Raw genomic sequence first — 12,959 nt, 5'->3', positions numbered from 1 at the left:
CCGGCCGCCTCAGCGCTGCGCCATGCTCCGCCGCGCCGAGAGCGTCGCCAGCGCGATGCCGGAGATGACCAGCGCATAGCCCGCGAGGTGGTACCAGGCCATGGTCTCACCGAGGAAGACGATGGCGAGCGCCGTGCCGAACACCGGCAGGAGGTGCAGGAACGGCGCCGCCGCATTCGCGCCTACCAGTTCCACCCCCCGGTTGAAGAACAGGTAGGCGACCAGCGACGGCCCGGTCATCACGTAGGCCAGCGTGAAGAAGGTCACATGGTCCAGCGGCAGCACCTGGCCGTGGAGATATTCCCAGAGCGCGAAGGGCGCGAGCAGCAGCGAGCCCAGCGCCATGATGATGGCGAGAAAGGACAGTGGCCCGAGCGGCGGCCGCTTGCGCAGGATCGCCGCGTAGAAGGCGTAGATCACCAGCGCGATGATGATGACCACGTCGCCGATATTGGGCTTGAGATGGAGGAAGGTGTCGAGGTCGCCGTGGCTGATGATGACCATCACGCCCACGAGGGAGGTGATGACCCCAGCCGCCTGGCCGAGACTGAGCTTTTCCCGGAACAGCACGAAGGTCCACACCGCCACCAGAAGCGGCGCCGTGGACTGCACCAGCAGGCCGTTGACCGCCTGCGTATATTGCAGGCCGTAATAGCTCATGGCGTTGTAGCAGGCGATGCCGGTGGCCGCGAGCAACACGAGGAACGGCAGGTTCCTGCGGATGATCGGCGCATCGCGGACGATCTGCTTCCAGGCGAACGGCAGAAGGATGAGCGTCGCGCCGATCCAACGCACCATGGCCAGGGTGATGGGCGGGATGTGCCCGGCGATGTAGCGCCCCACCACGAGGTTGATGGCCCACAAAAGGGCCACCAGGGTCAGGAGCACATAGGGGGCATCGTAAAGCGCGAAACGGCTGGGGCGGACCGGTGTGGCGGACATGTCTTCTCCCGAGGCGCACCTGTGCGATGCGCCATGTGATGACCTGTTGGCCGGGAGTGCCGTCCGTCCCCTCTTATTGTAACGGCCTGCGGGCCCCCTCCTCTAACCCGAGGGGAGCCATGAGGGAAATCGAATTTCACTGTGTGAAGCATCACAATGGGTGATGACTCAGGCGGTGTCGTGAGATGTTTCGGCCGCGGCCGAAACGTCAGCGGCCCAACAGGCGGTTGAGAGTGCCGTCCTGGATCAGCTGGTAGCTGGTCGGGTTGTCAGCGCACAGGCCTGAGCCGCATTCCAGGATGGTGGAGACGCCGTTCGCCAGCGCCAGCAGCAGCACCAGCACGATCGCCGCCGTGCCGAGCAGCGGGCGATGGGGCCGCGCGTCGGCCGACTGCCGCTCGAACTGCCCATCGAACAGCAGGAGCACGGCCGAACCGAGGACGCAGGCGCCGAACAGCACCAGCGCCCAGGCATAGAAGTGCAGGCCGAAGAAGGCGTCGCCATAGGCGCCCTCGCCGGGGATGATGTGCAGCAGCGTCTGCCGGGTGGAGACCGCCCCGCCCGCCAGCGCCGACAGGATCATGATGGCGTAATGCGAGGGGCGCGGGCCGAACTTCACGTTCAGCGCCAGCCCGGCGGCGACGCAGACGAAGCCGGCGCGCTGCAAGAGGCAGAGCGGGCACGGCAGGTCATTGAACACGAGCTGATCGAAGAAGGCGGCGATGAGCACCGCCGACACGGCGAGGAGGCCGAGCGCGTTGAGCACCCGGAAGCGGTCCGAGAGGGTGAGGCCGGTGTCCATGGCGTCCCATCACAGCGTGATGTTGAGCGGATCGGTGACGTGCAGGCGGAACAGCACCAGCATGGTCGCCACCGAGAGCACCCAGAGCGCGAGCGCGGCCATGCGTTGGCCCATGAGCGTCGCCGCAAGGGCGAGGAACACGCCGAAGAACGGCAGCGACATCATGGCTTCGGCCCCCGGCCCGCACCGGCGCGGATGTGCGATTCGGTGCCTGCCGAGCCTAGCTGAGCCCTGGCCCAGCGTCACGCTGCGGCGCGGAACTCCACCCCGTTGCCGGAGGGATCGACGACCCGCAGCGCGCCGTCATTCGACGGCTGCGTTTCCACGCCCGCCGCGGCGAGGCGGGCGGCGAGGGCGGCGAAGGCATCGGCGGCGAGCGTCACGGTGAATTGGTCGAGCCCTACGGTTCCCGCCACCGGAACCGGGGCGCCGCCCGACTGCCAGACGTTCAGCCCCACATGGTGGTGATAGCTATCGGCGCTCACGAACAGCGCGCCGGGATAGCGGGCCATGATGGTGAGCCCCACCGTATCCACCCAGAAGCGCTTGGCCGCGTCGAGGTCGCTCACCTTGAGATGGACATGGCCCATGTCGGTGCCAGCCGGGGCGGGACCACCCGCCACCTTCGCCTCGCGGGCGAGGGCCTGGAGATCGAGCGGCAGGGTCTGCATGGCGATGGAGCCATCCGGCTGCAGCGGCCATTCCGCGCGCGGCAGGTCGCGGTAGATTTCGACCCCGTTGCCGTCCGGATCGTCCACATAGAGCGCCTCGCTCACCAGATGGTCGGAGGCGCCGAGGCGCAGGCCCGCCCCATGCAGCGCCAGCAGGCGCGCGGCGAGGCTGGTGCGGTCCGGCACGCGGATGGCCAGGTGGAACAGGCCGGGTGCCCGCCGCGGCGCGGGCGGGGCCGAAGGACGGGCGAGGATTTCCACCAGCGGCTTGCCACCCGCGCCGAGCACCGTCGCCTCGCCCTCGGCCAACACCTCGAGGCCGAGGAGGTCGCGATAGAAGCCGACGAGGCGGCGCGGGTCGGGGCTGGCGAGGCTGACGGCGCCGAGGACAAGGCCGTGGGGAGCGATGCGGGTGGACGGCTCAATCCCAACAGGAGAATGAGCGCCGGGCGAGCCGGCGGGGGCGGCGAGGGTCATGGCGAGGCTCCTTGGTGCCGGGCGATGTGGCCTGCCCGGCTGGGCGTTGTCCCAAATATGGACATGGCCCGCGCAAGGCGCCATTGCACCGTTGCAAGCAACAGCTGGCGTCTCAGCCCTCGAACGAAGCCGCGACGAAAGCCGCCCTCATGCCCTCCCCCGTACCGGGACCCAGAGCCTCCATGGGATGTCTCGAGAGCCGGGCATTGCCGGATTGAAACGGCCGCGCGGTGCGCGCCCCGCCTTGATCAGGCCGCCTTCTGGCACTCCCGGTCCACGATCGTGACGATGTCCGCCATGATCCGGTTCAGCTCGAAATTCTTCGGCGTGTAGACGGCGGCGACGCCGAAGCTCTTGAGCTGGGCCTCGTCCTCCGGCGGGATGATGCCGCCCACCACCACCGGCACGTCGGAGAGGCCTTCCGCCCGCATCCGCTCCATCACGTCGCGCACCAGCGGCACGTGGGAGCCGGAGAGGATGGAGAGGCCCACCACGTGGACGCCCTCTTCCAGCGCGGCGTTGACGATCTCTGCCGGGGTCAGGCGGATGCCCTCGTAGACCACTTCCATACCGCAGTCGCGGGCGCGCACCGCGATCTGCTCGGCTCCGTTGGAATGGCCGTCGAGGCCGGGCTTGCCGACCAGGAACTTGATGCGGCGGCCGAGCTTCTCGGAGACCGCGTCCACGTTCTTGCGCACCTCTTCGAGGCCCTGCGTGTCCACGCGCGCGGCGCGGCCGACGCCGGTGGGGGCGCGATATTCGCCGAACACCTCGCGCAGGCAGGTGCCCCACTCGCCCGTCGTCACGCCCGCCTTGGCGCAGACGATGGAGGGCTCCATGATGTTGCGGCCTTCCTGCGCCGCGCTCTTGAGGTCCGCCAGCGCCGCGTCCACGGCCTTGGCATCCCGCGCCTCGCGCCACGCCTGAAGCCGCGCGATCTGCTCGGCCTCGACGCCCTCCGGCACGGTGAGGATGGCGCCCTCCCCGGTGGTCAGCGGCGAGGGCTCGCTCTCGGTCCAGCGGTTGACGCCCACCACCACCTGATCGCCGCGCTCGATATTCTCGAGGCGCCGGGTGTTGGACTCAACCAGCTGCTGCTTCATGTAGGAATTCTCGATGGCCGCGACGGCGCCGCCCATGCCCTCGATGCGGGCCAGCTCTTCGCGCGCCTCGGCCTTCAGTTCCTCCACCTTCTTGGCGATCTCGGTGGAGCCGTCGAAGATGTCGCCGTATTCGAGCAGGTCGGTCTCGTAGGCCACCACCTGCTGCATGCGCAGCGACCATTGCTGGTCGAACGAGCGCGGCAGGCCCAGCGCCTCATTCCAGGCGGGGAGCTGCACGGCGCGGGCGCGGGCCTTCTTGGAGAGGGTGACGGCCAGCATCTCCAGGAGGATGCGGTAGACGTTGTTCTCGGGCTGCTGCTCGGTGAGGCCAAGGGAGTTCACCTGCACGCCGTAGCGAAACAGCTTCTGCTTGGCGTCGGTGATGCCGTAGCGGTTGACGCAGATCTCGTCCCAGAGGTCCACGAACGCGCGCATCTTGCACATCTCGGTGATGAACCGCATGCCCGCGTTCACGAAGAAGGAGATGCGCCCCACCACCTCGCCGAACACGGCGCCTTCCGCCTCGCCGGACTTCTTCACCGTGTCGAGGATGGCGATGGCGTTGGCCAGCGCGAAGGCCAGCTCCTGCACCGGCGTCGCCCCGGCTTCCTGCAAATGGTAGGAGCACACGTTCATCGGGTTCCACCGGGGCAGATGCTCGGTGGTGAAGATGATGGTGTCCTTGGTGAGCCGCATGGAGGGCGCGGGCGGGAACACATAGGTGCCGCGCGAGAGATATTCCTTGATGATGTCGTTCTGCGTCGTGCCCTGAAGCCGGGTGCGGTCCGCGCCCTGCTCGTCGGCCGTGGCGATATAGAGCGAGAGCAGCCACGCCGCGCAGGCGTTGATGGTCATGGAGGTGTTCATCTCGGCGAGCGGGATGCCCTGGAACAGGGTGCGCATGTCGCCGAGGTGGGAGATGGGAACGCCGACCTTGCCCACTTCGCCGCGGGCGAGGGGATGGTCGCTGTCGTAGCCGGTCTGGGTCGGCAAATCGAAGGCGACGGAGAGGCCGGTCTGTCCCTTGGCGAGGTTGGAGCGATAGAGCTTGTTGGATTCCGCGGCGGTGGAATGCCCCGCATAGGTGCGGAAGAGCCAGGGTTTGTCGCGGAGCACCATTTCCTAATCCCCATCCATCGCTTTTGGATATTTGCCGCGATTGTGCGTCGCAATGCGCGCGCCGTCGATGGGAAATTTTTCCAATACCGGACGGCGGCTGGCCCGTGCAGGGCGCCACGACGGGGCGCCGTTCACCCTCGATTCGGCACCCACCGCACCGCCCTCATTAATTGAGTATTTAATTAATTTCTCTTTTTAGTTGTGTTGATGCTAGCCTTCCACCCGCTTCGGATCCGGGGGGACAAGCGTGCGGCACGTGGTGGTTCTCATGGCGGCGCTGGCGACCGCCGCATGCGCGAAATCGGCCGACAAGGTCTCGGCGGCCTATGTCTCGCCGATGCAGTTCCAGAGCTACAGCTGCCAGCAGCTCGCGCAGGAAGCCGAGCGCATATCGGCCCGCGCCATCGCCCTGACCGGAGCGCAGAACAACCGGGCGACCAGCGATGCGGTGGCGACCACCGTGGCCGTGGTCATCTTCTGGCCCGCAGCGTTCCTCGTGGGCGGCGATGATGCGCAGACCGCAGAACTGGCGCGGCTCAAGGGCGAGATGGACGCCATCGAGCAAGTCTCGATCCAGAAGAAATGCGGCATCTCCTTCCAGCGTGAGGACGTCCAGAAGGCCTCCTGAGGCGCGCCGCGAAATCGCGCGCCCGCCCGGCCCGTGCTACCCCGGAACGACGGCGCAGCAGGGGCCGGCGGCGGGGCTTCGCGCTAGAGCACGCGCCGATCTGATTGCGTCGCAATCAGATCGGAGCACGCGTTCTCTTTCTTCGAGTTAGAGGGCGATTCACCGATCAAGTTGTTCCAATTTGATCGGATCGCGCTCTAGCGCTTCACCAGCGAGATGACGAACAGGAGGATCACCGCGCCGATGGTCGCGGAGATGATCTGTCCGATCACGCCGCCCACGAGGATCACGCCGCCGAACAGGAAGCCGCCGATGATGGCGCCGACGATGCCTACCGCGATGTTGCCCACGAGGCCGAAGCCGTAGCCCTGGAAGAGCTGGCCCGCCAGGAAGCCGGCGACCGCCCCGACGATGATCATCCAGATGATGCCCATGACCTTCTCCCATCCCCTTGTGTCGGCGCCGGCCGTCCGGCGCGGAACACCGCCACTCTAGCGGGGCGCGCCGCCGCCGGAAACGCCAGCGCGGCCGGAAACTCCAGCGGGGAAACTCCAGCGGGGTCTTGGGCGTTCATTCTCCTGTGCCGCAGCGCCGCATGGCCGAATGTCGGGGTTGAGAATGACTATCGCCTTGGATTTTTTCTCTGCTACGCTGCATTGCGAGATAGGGACTTAACGACGCGACCGAACGGTCCACACTAGGAGAGGACGACAGCCATGGCCCAGACGGCAGCCGCCAATACGAACGAGGGACCGGTGAAGGACCTTTATGAGCTCGGCGAGATTCCGCCCCTCGGTCACGTGCCCGCCAACATGTACGCCTGGGCCATCCGCCGCGACCGCCACGGGCCGCCGGAGCAGTCGTTCCAGCTGGAGGTGGTGCCCACCTGGGAGCTGGGCGAGCAGGACGTGCTCGTGCTCGTGATGGCCGCGGGCGTGAACTACAACGGCATCTGGGCCGGCCTCGGTGAGCCAATCTCGGTGTTCGACGTGCACAAGGTGCCCTATCACATCGCCGGCTCCGATGCCTCGGGCATCGTCTGGGCGGTGGGCTCCAAGGTGAAGCGCTGGAAGGTGGGCGACGAGGTGGTCGTCCATTGCAACCAGGACGACGGGGACGACGAGGAGTGCAACGGCGGCGACCCGATGTTCTCCCCCTCCCAGCGCATCTGGGGCTATGAGACGCCGGACGGCTCCTTCGCCCAGTTCTGCCGGGTGCAGGCGCGCCAGTTGATGCCGCGCCCCAAGCACCTCACCTGGGAAGAGAGCGCCTGCTACACCCTCACCATGGCCACCGCCTACCGCATGCTGTTCGGCCATCCGCCCCATGACGTGAAGCCGGGCGACTATGTGCTGGTGTGGGGCGCCTCGGGCGGCCTCGGCGTATTCGGCGTGCAGCTCGCCGCCGCCTCCGGCGCGCACGTGATCGGCGTCATCTCCGACGAGACCAAGCGCGACTACGTGCTCGGCCTCGGCGCCAAGGGCGTCATCAACCGCAAGGACTTCAAGTGCTGGGGCCAGCTGCCCAAGGTGAACTCGCCGGAATATGCGGACTGGCTCAAGGAAGCCCGCAAGTTCGGCAAGGCCATCTGGGACATCACCGGCAAGCGCGACGTGGACATCGTGTTCGAGCATCCCGGCGAGAGCACCTTCCCGGTGTCCACGCTGGTGGGCAAGCGCGGCGGCATGATCGTGTTCTGCGCCGGCACCACCGGCTTCAACATCACGTTTGACGCCCGCTATGTGTGGATGCGCCAGAAGCGCATCCAGGGCTCGCACTTTGCCCACCTCAAGCAGGCCTCCGCCGCCAACCAGTTCATCATCGACCGGCGCGTGGACCCCTGCATGTCGGAAGTGTTCCCGTGGGACCGTATCCCCGAGGCGCACACCAAGATGTGGAAGAACCAGCACGCCCCCGGCAACATGGCGGTGCTGGTGAACGCGCCCCGTACCGGCCTGCGCACGTTCGACGACGTGCTCGAGGCCCTGCCGAAGAAGTGAGCCCCTGGCCCCCGGCATCACCGGGGGCCGGCCCTGCCCCGGGATGGGCACCTCACGCGAATACCGTGCAATTGCGCCCGTTGTTCTTGGCCGCATAAAGCGCACTGTCACATCTTCGGACCACGGACTGGAGACTCTCCCGCGCTGGGGGCGCCGCTCCCGCCTGCGCATGGGCGCCGCCAATGCTGACCGTCAGGGTCAGCCCGGGCGTGGCCTCCACCGTGGTTTCCATGACGGCCCGCCGCAATTGCTCCGCCACGGCCACCACCTGTTCCCGATCCATCTCCAGTAGTGCTGCGAACTCCTCGCCTCCGACCCGGCCCAGGAGGGCGCGCGAACCGAGAACGACACTCAGGCTGCGCACGATCGAACGCAGCGCCTCGTCGCCCGCGGGATGCCCGAAGGTGTCGTTCACCGACTTGAAGTGGTCCACATCGATGAACAGCAGCGACAGGGGCTGCGCGGGGCGGTGCCGCTCCTCGATGCGCGCGCGGGCGACATCGAAGAAAGCCCTGTGGTTGAGCAGCCCCGTCAAAGAATCCGTCACGGCGTCGATACGCAACTGCGCGTCGGCATCCTCCTTGACCATGAGCAGGAACCCCACTCCACCGCCAACGCAATAAAGATACATGGCGATGAGGGAAGACATCTGCGCCAAGGTGCGGTCATCGACCGAGGAGGCAGTGAAGAACCCCGCATAGGCACGGAGCAGCGAGGTCGTGCTCAAGGCGCAATAGATGGCAGCCACCGTCCAGCGGACCCGCGAGGAGCCGGCCGTCCTCATCAGCGCAAAGCTGCCGAATGCGAACAAGGCGCCGATCGTGGCGCTCGCCACTCCCACGAACGCCGGCGCCGTTCTGGTGAAGCCGACGAAGACCACCGCTCCCGCGATGCCGATGAGGAAGGGCACCCATAAAAAGCTGCGCGCCTGGCTTTTCAGCCGGGAGACGATGGAGACCTCCAAAGCGAGGCCGAAGAACAGGATGGTGTTCGACAGATAGGGCGAGAGCCAGAGCGGCGTCTCCCCCCTGAAGCTGATGAGCAGGCACGCCAGCCCGTGCATCAGCCGCGCAAGCACGAAATGGCGGATCGCTCTCTTGCCGCTCTCTTCGCGATATCCGATCAGCAGAAGGCAGACCACCAGATCCGCCAGGAACATCAGGCGGAAGAGCGTTCGCCAGTCGAGGGTGAGGAAGAAAGCCGAGACGACCACCCATTCCCCCCCATTGTGGAGCGCCCGGTGACAGAGACGCCGCACGCGCTACCCGACGGGGAGAGACTACGCTGCCGGCTTCATCGCCGCGAGCTCTCCCGGCAGGGCGTAGGCCCAGCCCGAGATGGAGCCGGCGCCGAGGCAGATCACATAGTCGCCGGGCTTGGCGAGGCCCGCGACGATGCCGGCCAGCTGCTCCGGCCCGTCCAGCGCCGTCACCGAGCGGTGGCCGTGCGCGATGAGCCCCTGCACCAGATGGTCGCGGTCGGCACCGGGAATGGGCGCCTCGCCGGCGGTGTAGACCGGCGCCACCAGCACATGGTCGGCATCGTTGAAGCAGGTGCAGAATTCGTCGAAGAGGGAGGCGAGCCGGCTGTAGCGGTGCGGCTGCACCACGGCGATCACCTGCCCCTCGCTCGCCGCGCGCGCGGCCTTGAGCACGGCGGCGATCTCCACCGGATGGTGGCCGTAATCGTCGTACACCGTCACGCCGTTCCACTCGCCGGTGCGGGTAAAGCGCCGCTTCACGCCACCGAACTGGGACAGCGCCTCGATGATCTTCTCGTCCGGCACCTTCAGCTCGTGGGCGACCGCGATGGCGGCGGTGGCGTTCAGCGCATTGTGCTTGCCGGGCATGGGCAGGCGCAGGCCGCGGATCTCGTGCACGGTCTCGCCCGCGCGATTGCGGAACACCACGCCGAATTTGGTGACGCCGCCCTTCAGGTCCACGTCCACCAGGCGCACGTCGGCCTGCGGGTTCTCGCCATAGGTGATGACGCGCCGGTCCTCGATGCGGCCCACCAGCGCCTGCACCACCGGATGGTCGATGCACATCACCGCGAAGCCGTAGAAGGGCACGTTCTCCACGAACGCCTTGAACGCCTCCTGCACCCTGTCGAAGGTCTTGAAGTGGTCGAGGTGCTCGGGGTCCACATTGGTGACGATGGCGACTTCGGTGGGCAGCTTCAGGAAGGTGCCGTCGCTCTCGTCCGCCTCCACCACCATCCAGTTGCCGTCGCCGAGGCGGGCGTTGGTGCCGTAGGCGTTGATGATGCCGCCGTTGATGACGGTGGGGTCGAAATTGCCGGCGTCGAGCAGGGTCGCCACCAGCGAGGTGGTGGTGGTCTTGCCATGGGTGCCGGCGATGGAGACGCAGCTCTTCAGCCGCATCAGCTCGGCCAGCATCTCGGCGCGGCGCACCACGGGCAGGCGCTTGGCGCGGGCCGCCATCAGTTCGGGATTGTCGCGCTTGATGGCGGAGGAGACCACCACCACGTCGGCGTCGTCCACGTTGGCGGCGGCGTGGCCGATCATCACCTTGATGCCGCGCTCGCGCAGGCGCTTCACGTTGGCGCTGTCGGCCACGTCCGAGCCCTGCACCTCGTAGCCGAGATTGTGCAGCACCTCGGCGATGCCGCTCATGCCGATGCCGCCGATGCCGACGAAGTGGATGGAGCCGAGGCCGGACGGCAGCTTCATGCGCTGTTTCCCCTGAAGGTTGCGACCGCGCCGCCGCCCGCCAGATGCCGGACGAGACCGCCCAGCCGCTCGGCGGCGTCAAGCACGCTCTGGCTTCTGGCCCGATCGGCCATGCGCGTCAATGATGCGGGTTCGCCGGCAAAGGTATTGAGTTCCAGCGCCAGCCGGTCCGGCTCGAATTCCACCTGCCGCAGCACCAAAGCCGCGCCCACCTCGGCGAGGGTGCGGGCGTTGGCGGCCTGGTCCTGGTCCAGCGCATGGGGTAGCGGCACGAGGATGGAGGGCCGGCCCAGCGCGGCGAGTTCCGCCACCGTTCCGGCGCCGGAGCGGGAGATGACGAGATGCGCGCGCGCCATGCGCGCCGGCAGATCGTCGAAGAAGGTCTTCACCTCCGCCCGGACGCCGAGCCGGGCATAGGTGTCCTGCACCCGTTGCAGATCCTCCTCCCGCGCCTGCTGGACGAGGACGAGGCGGGCGCGCAGATCGGCGCCGAGCCGCTCCACGGCCTGCGGCACCACATCGGACATCACCCGCGCGCCCTGGCTGCCGCCGAAGACCAGCACATGGAGATCGCCACCGGGCACCGGCGGATCATAGGGCGCCGCAGCAGCCGCGATGGCTGCGGGGCGCAGCGGATTGCCGGTCCACACCGCCTTGGCCTTCAGCGCGGGATCGGCATCCACCACGCCGGGAAAGCCGGTGGCGATGGCGGTGACGCGGCGCGCCAGCATCCGGTTGGCGCGCCCCATCACGCCGTTCGCCTCATGCACGATGCTCGGCACGCCGGAAAAGCTCGCCGCCAGCAGCGGCGGCACGGTGGGATAGCCGCCGAAGCCCACCACCGCCACGGGCTTCACCCGGCGCAGCAGAGAGAGGCTGGAAACGAAGCCGGAGGCGAGCGCGAGCCCGGTGCGGGCGAGCGAGATGGGGGAGCGCCCGCGCACCGTATCGGCCGGCAGGACGTGCAGCTCCCGCGCCGGGAAATGCCCGGCATAGCGGGCGGCGCGGGCGTCAGTGGCGAGATCCACCGTGAAGCCCTGCCGGGTCAGCACGGCGGCCAGCGCCTCGGCCGGAAACAGGTGGCCGCCGGTGCCACCGGCGGCGAGAAGGACGAGATCGGTCACATTACCCCCTCGGGCTGCCGGGCAGCGGCGCGGCCGAAGCATCTGGCGCACGCGCCGCAGTGCCCCTGCAATGCGGCGGTTCCGCGTCCGCGCGCCGCGATCAGGCCGGGTCCGCCACCGCTGCGGGCGGCGGCGACACCGGACGGGCGAGGCTCTCGCCCCGGCGCGCATCGCCGTGCCCCTCGCTGAGCCGCGCCAGCGCCGCGGCGCCGGGCCGCTTGCGCGAGAGGGCCAGCAGCATCCCCATGCCGAAGGCAATCGAGATGAGCGAGGAGCCGCCATAGGAGATGAAGGGCAGCGTCATGCCCTTGGCCGGGGCGATATGGACGTTCACCGCCATGTTGATGGAGGCCTGCAGGCTGAACAGCAGCGCAAGTCCGGTGATGGCGAAGCGGGTGAAGGGATCGCTCTCCTTCGAGGCGCGCGACAGCGAGCGCAGCAGGATGAAGGCGAACAGAGCGAGGATGATGAGGCACAGGATGATGCCGAACTCCTCGCCCGCCACCGCGAACACGAAGTCGGTGTGGCCGTCGGGGAGCATCCGCTTCATGGTGCCCTCGCCCGGCCCGGTGCCGAACCAGCCGCCGCTCCTGAACGAGTTCAGCGCCGCATCGATCTGGTAGGTGTCGCCGGAATCCGGGTTGAGGAAGCGGTTGATGCGCTTCTGCACGTGGGACACGGTCATGTAGGCGATGAAGCCGCCGCCCGCGCCGACGCCCACCAGCCCCACCATCCAGATCCAGCGCAGGCCGGCGAGGAAGAACAGGGACGACCAGACAAGGCAGATCAGCAGGCTCTGGCCGAAGTCCGGCTGCTTCACCAGCGGGCCGAGCACGCTGCCGAGCAGGAGGAAGGCGAACAAAGTCGCCGGCATCTCCGGCCGCTTGGTGCTCTCGGCGAACAGCCAGGCGGCGAGGATGACGAAGGCCGGCTTGATGAATTCCGACGGCTGCACGGTGATGCCGGCGATGGTGAGCCAGCGCCGCGCGCCCTTCACCTCCGGCCCGAACACAAGTGTGGCCAGCAGCAGCACGAAGAACACGCCGAACACCACCACGCAGGTGCGCCGGATGGTGCGGGGCGACATGAACGAGGTGGCGACCATCACCACCGCGGCGGGGATGAGGAACAGCACCTGCCGGTTCACGAAGTGGAACGGATCGGCGATGTTGAGGCGGGCGGCCACCGCCGGGCTCGCGGCGAGGCACAGGATGATGCCGATCACCATCAGCCCGCAGAGGCTTGCCAGCAGGGCACGGTCCACCGTCCACCACCATTCGCTCAAGACGGTGCGGTCGGCGCGCGACATCATGGGACGCATACTCCGGGACGGGACATTTCCCGCACCATGCCCCCGCGTTGGTTGACGGCCGATTAAGGATGGTTGCCGGGACCGGGGCA

The 12,959-nt window shown here is 67.8% G+C and carries 12 protein-coding genes; 2 read left to right on the top strand and 10 right to left on the bottom strand.

The genetic code is table 11. The features are described 5' to 3' along the window. Positions 1 to 9: 9 nt before the first annotated feature. The 5 genes from XAN126_RS0103360 to XAN126_RS0103340 form a co-directional block, all read right to left on the bottom strand. The gene (locus XAN126_RS0103360) at positions 10 to 942 is read right to left on the bottom strand and encodes a DMT family transporter (protein WP_024277188.1); all 933 of its coding nucleotides are present in this window, start codon (positions 940 to 942) and stop codon (positions 10 to 12) included. A 208-nt stretch (positions 943 to 1,150) separates the two neighbouring features. Continuing rightward, positions 1,151 to 1,744 (bottom strand): disulfide bond formation protein B, encoded by a 594-nt coding sequence (locus XAN126_RS0103355; protein ID WP_024277187.1) that lies wholly within the window; start codon positions 1,742 to 1,744, stop codon positions 1,151 to 1,153. Positions 1,745 to 1,753: 9 nt separating this feature from the next. Further along, complete coding sequence (locus XAN126_RS28605; RefSeq protein ID WP_024277186.1) at positions 1,754 to 1,909, bottom strand: DUF5993 family protein; 156 nt, start codon at positions 1,907 to 1,909, stop codon at positions 1,754 to 1,756. Between the two features lie 77 nt (positions 1,910 to 1,986). Further along, positions 1,987 to 2,892, bottom strand: coding sequence for a VOC family protein (locus XAN126_RS0103345; RefSeq protein WP_024277185.1), 906 nt, complete (start codon positions 2,890 to 2,892; stop codon positions 1,987 to 1,989). A gap of 248 nt (positions 2,893 to 3,140) precedes the next feature. After that, positions 3,141 to 5,114 carry a protein meaA gene (locus tag XAN126_RS0103340; RefSeq protein WP_024277184.1) on the bottom strand — a complete coding sequence of 658 codons (1,974 nt, stop codon included), beginning with the start codon at positions 5,112 to 5,114 and terminating at the stop codon, positions 3,141 to 3,143. A 247-nt stretch (positions 5,115 to 5,361) separates the two neighbouring features. On the opposite strand from XAN126_RS0103340, the gene XAN126_RS0103335 reads away from it, so the two are divergent. Then, the gene (locus XAN126_RS0103335; RefSeq protein ID WP_024277183.1) at positions 5,362 to 5,742 is read left to right on the top strand and encodes a hypothetical protein; all 381 of its coding nucleotides are present in this window, start codon (positions 5,362 to 5,364) and stop codon (positions 5,740 to 5,742) included. A 197-nt stretch (positions 5,743 to 5,939) separates the two neighbouring features. Here XAN126_RS0103335 and XAN126_RS0103330 read toward each other — a convergent pair whose 3' ends face one another. After that, positions 5,940 to 6,176, bottom strand: a complete 237-nt coding sequence (locus tag XAN126_RS0103330) for a GlsB/YeaQ/YmgE family stress response membrane protein (protein ID WP_024277182.1) — start codon at positions 6,174 to 6,176, stop codon at positions 5,940 to 5,942. Between the two features lie 282 nt (positions 6,177 to 6,458). Between XAN126_RS0103330 and ccrA the strand changes: the two genes are divergently transcribed. Then, on the top strand, positions 6,459 to 7,742 hold the full coding sequence (gene ccrA, locus XAN126_RS0103325) for a crotonyl-CoA carboxylase/reductase (protein ID WP_024277181.1): 1,284 nt from the start codon (positions 6,459 to 6,461) through the stop codon (positions 7,740 to 7,742). A gap of 52 nt (positions 7,743 to 7,794) precedes the next feature. Here ccrA and XAN126_RS26795 read toward each other — a convergent pair whose 3' ends face one another. The 4 genes from XAN126_RS26795 to ftsW all read right to left on the bottom strand — a co-directional run bounded on the left by XAN126_RS26795 (position 7,795) and on the right by ftsW (position 12,870). Continuing rightward, positions 7,795 to 8,901 carry a GGDEF domain-containing protein gene (locus XAN126_RS26795; protein WP_155982207.1) on the bottom strand — a complete coding sequence of 369 codons (1,107 nt, stop codon included), beginning with the start codon at positions 8,899 to 8,901 and terminating at the stop codon, positions 7,795 to 7,797. Positions 8,902 to 9,021: 120 nt separating this feature from the next. Continuing rightward, positions 9,022 to 10,434, bottom strand: a complete 1,413-nt coding sequence (murC, locus tag XAN126_RS0103315) for a UDP-N-acetylmuramate--L-alanine ligase (protein ID WP_024277179.1) — start codon at positions 10,432 to 10,434, stop codon at positions 9,022 to 9,024. Continuing rightward, positions 10,431 to 11,600: an undecaprenyldiphospho-muramoylpentapeptide beta-N-acetylglucosaminyltransferase gene (gene murG, locus XAN126_RS0103310; RefSeq protein ID WP_051460760.1), complete on the bottom strand. Its 1,170-nt coding sequence runs from the start codon at positions 11,598 to 11,600 to the stop codon at positions 10,431 to 10,433. The genes murC and murG overlap by 4 nt, the downstream gene beginning before the upstream one ends. A 58-nt stretch (positions 11,601 to 11,658) precedes the next feature. Beyond that, positions 11,659 to 12,870, bottom strand: coding sequence for a putative lipid II flippase FtsW (gene ftsW, locus XAN126_RS0103305; protein ID WP_024277177.1), 1,212 nt, complete (start codon positions 12,868 to 12,870; stop codon positions 11,659 to 11,661). Positions 12,871 to 12,959 lie beyond the last annotated feature (89 nt).

Source organism: Xanthobacter sp. 126, from assembly GCF_000526175.1.
In the GTDB taxonomy this organism is placed as follows: Bacteria; Pseudomonadota; Alphaproteobacteria; order Rhizobiales; family Xanthobacteraceae; genus Xanthobacter; species Xanthobacter aminoxidans.
Note: the sequence above shows the minus strand (reverse complement) of the source record. Positions and strands in the feature narration are given on the sequence as shown.

Excerpts from the sequence above, each read along its gene's own strand:
- XAN126_RS0103360 (WP_024277188.1), bottom strand. The coding sequence starts at position 942 with ATGTCCGCCACACCGGTCCGCCCCAGCCGTTTCGCGCTTTACGATGCC.
- XAN126_RS0103355 (WP_024277187.1), bottom strand. The coding sequence starts at position 1,744 with ATGGACACCGGCCTCACCCTCTCGGACCGCTTCCGGGTGCTCAACGCG.
- XAN126_RS28605 (WP_024277186.1), bottom strand. The coding sequence starts at position 1,909 with ATGATGTCGCTGCCGTTCTTCGGCGTGTTCCTCGCCCTTGCGGCGACG.
- XAN126_RS0103345 (WP_024277185.1), bottom strand. The coding sequence starts at position 2,892 with ATGACCCTCGCCGCCCCCGCCGGCTCGCCCGGCGCTCATTCTCCTGTT.
- XAN126_RS0103340 (WP_024277184.1), bottom strand. The coding sequence starts at position 5,114 with ATGGTGCTCCGCGACAAACCCTGGCTCTTCCGCACCTATGCGGGGCAT.
- XAN126_RS0103330 (WP_024277182.1), bottom strand. The coding sequence starts at position 6,176 with ATGGGCATCATCTGGATGATCATCGTCGGGGCGGTCGCCGGCTTCCTG.
- ccrA (WP_024277181.1), top strand. The coding sequence starts at position 6,459 with ATGGCCCAGACGGCAGCCGCCAATACGAACGAGGGACCGGTGAAGGAC.
- XAN126_RS26795 (WP_155982207.1), bottom strand. The coding sequence starts at position 8,901 with ATGTTCCTGGCGGATCTGGTGGTCTGCCTTCTGCTGATCGGATATCGC.
- murC (WP_024277179.1), bottom strand. The coding sequence starts at position 10,434 with ATGAAGCTGCCGTCCGGCCTCGGCTCCATCCACTTCGTCGGCATCGGC.
- murG (WP_051460760.1), bottom strand. The coding sequence starts at position 11,600 with ATGCTTCGGCCGCGCCGCTGCCCGGCAGCCCGAGGGGGTAATGTGACC.
- ftsW (WP_024277177.1), bottom strand. The coding sequence starts at position 12,870 with ATGATGTCGCGCGCCGACCGCACCGTCTTGAGCGAATGGTGGTGGACG.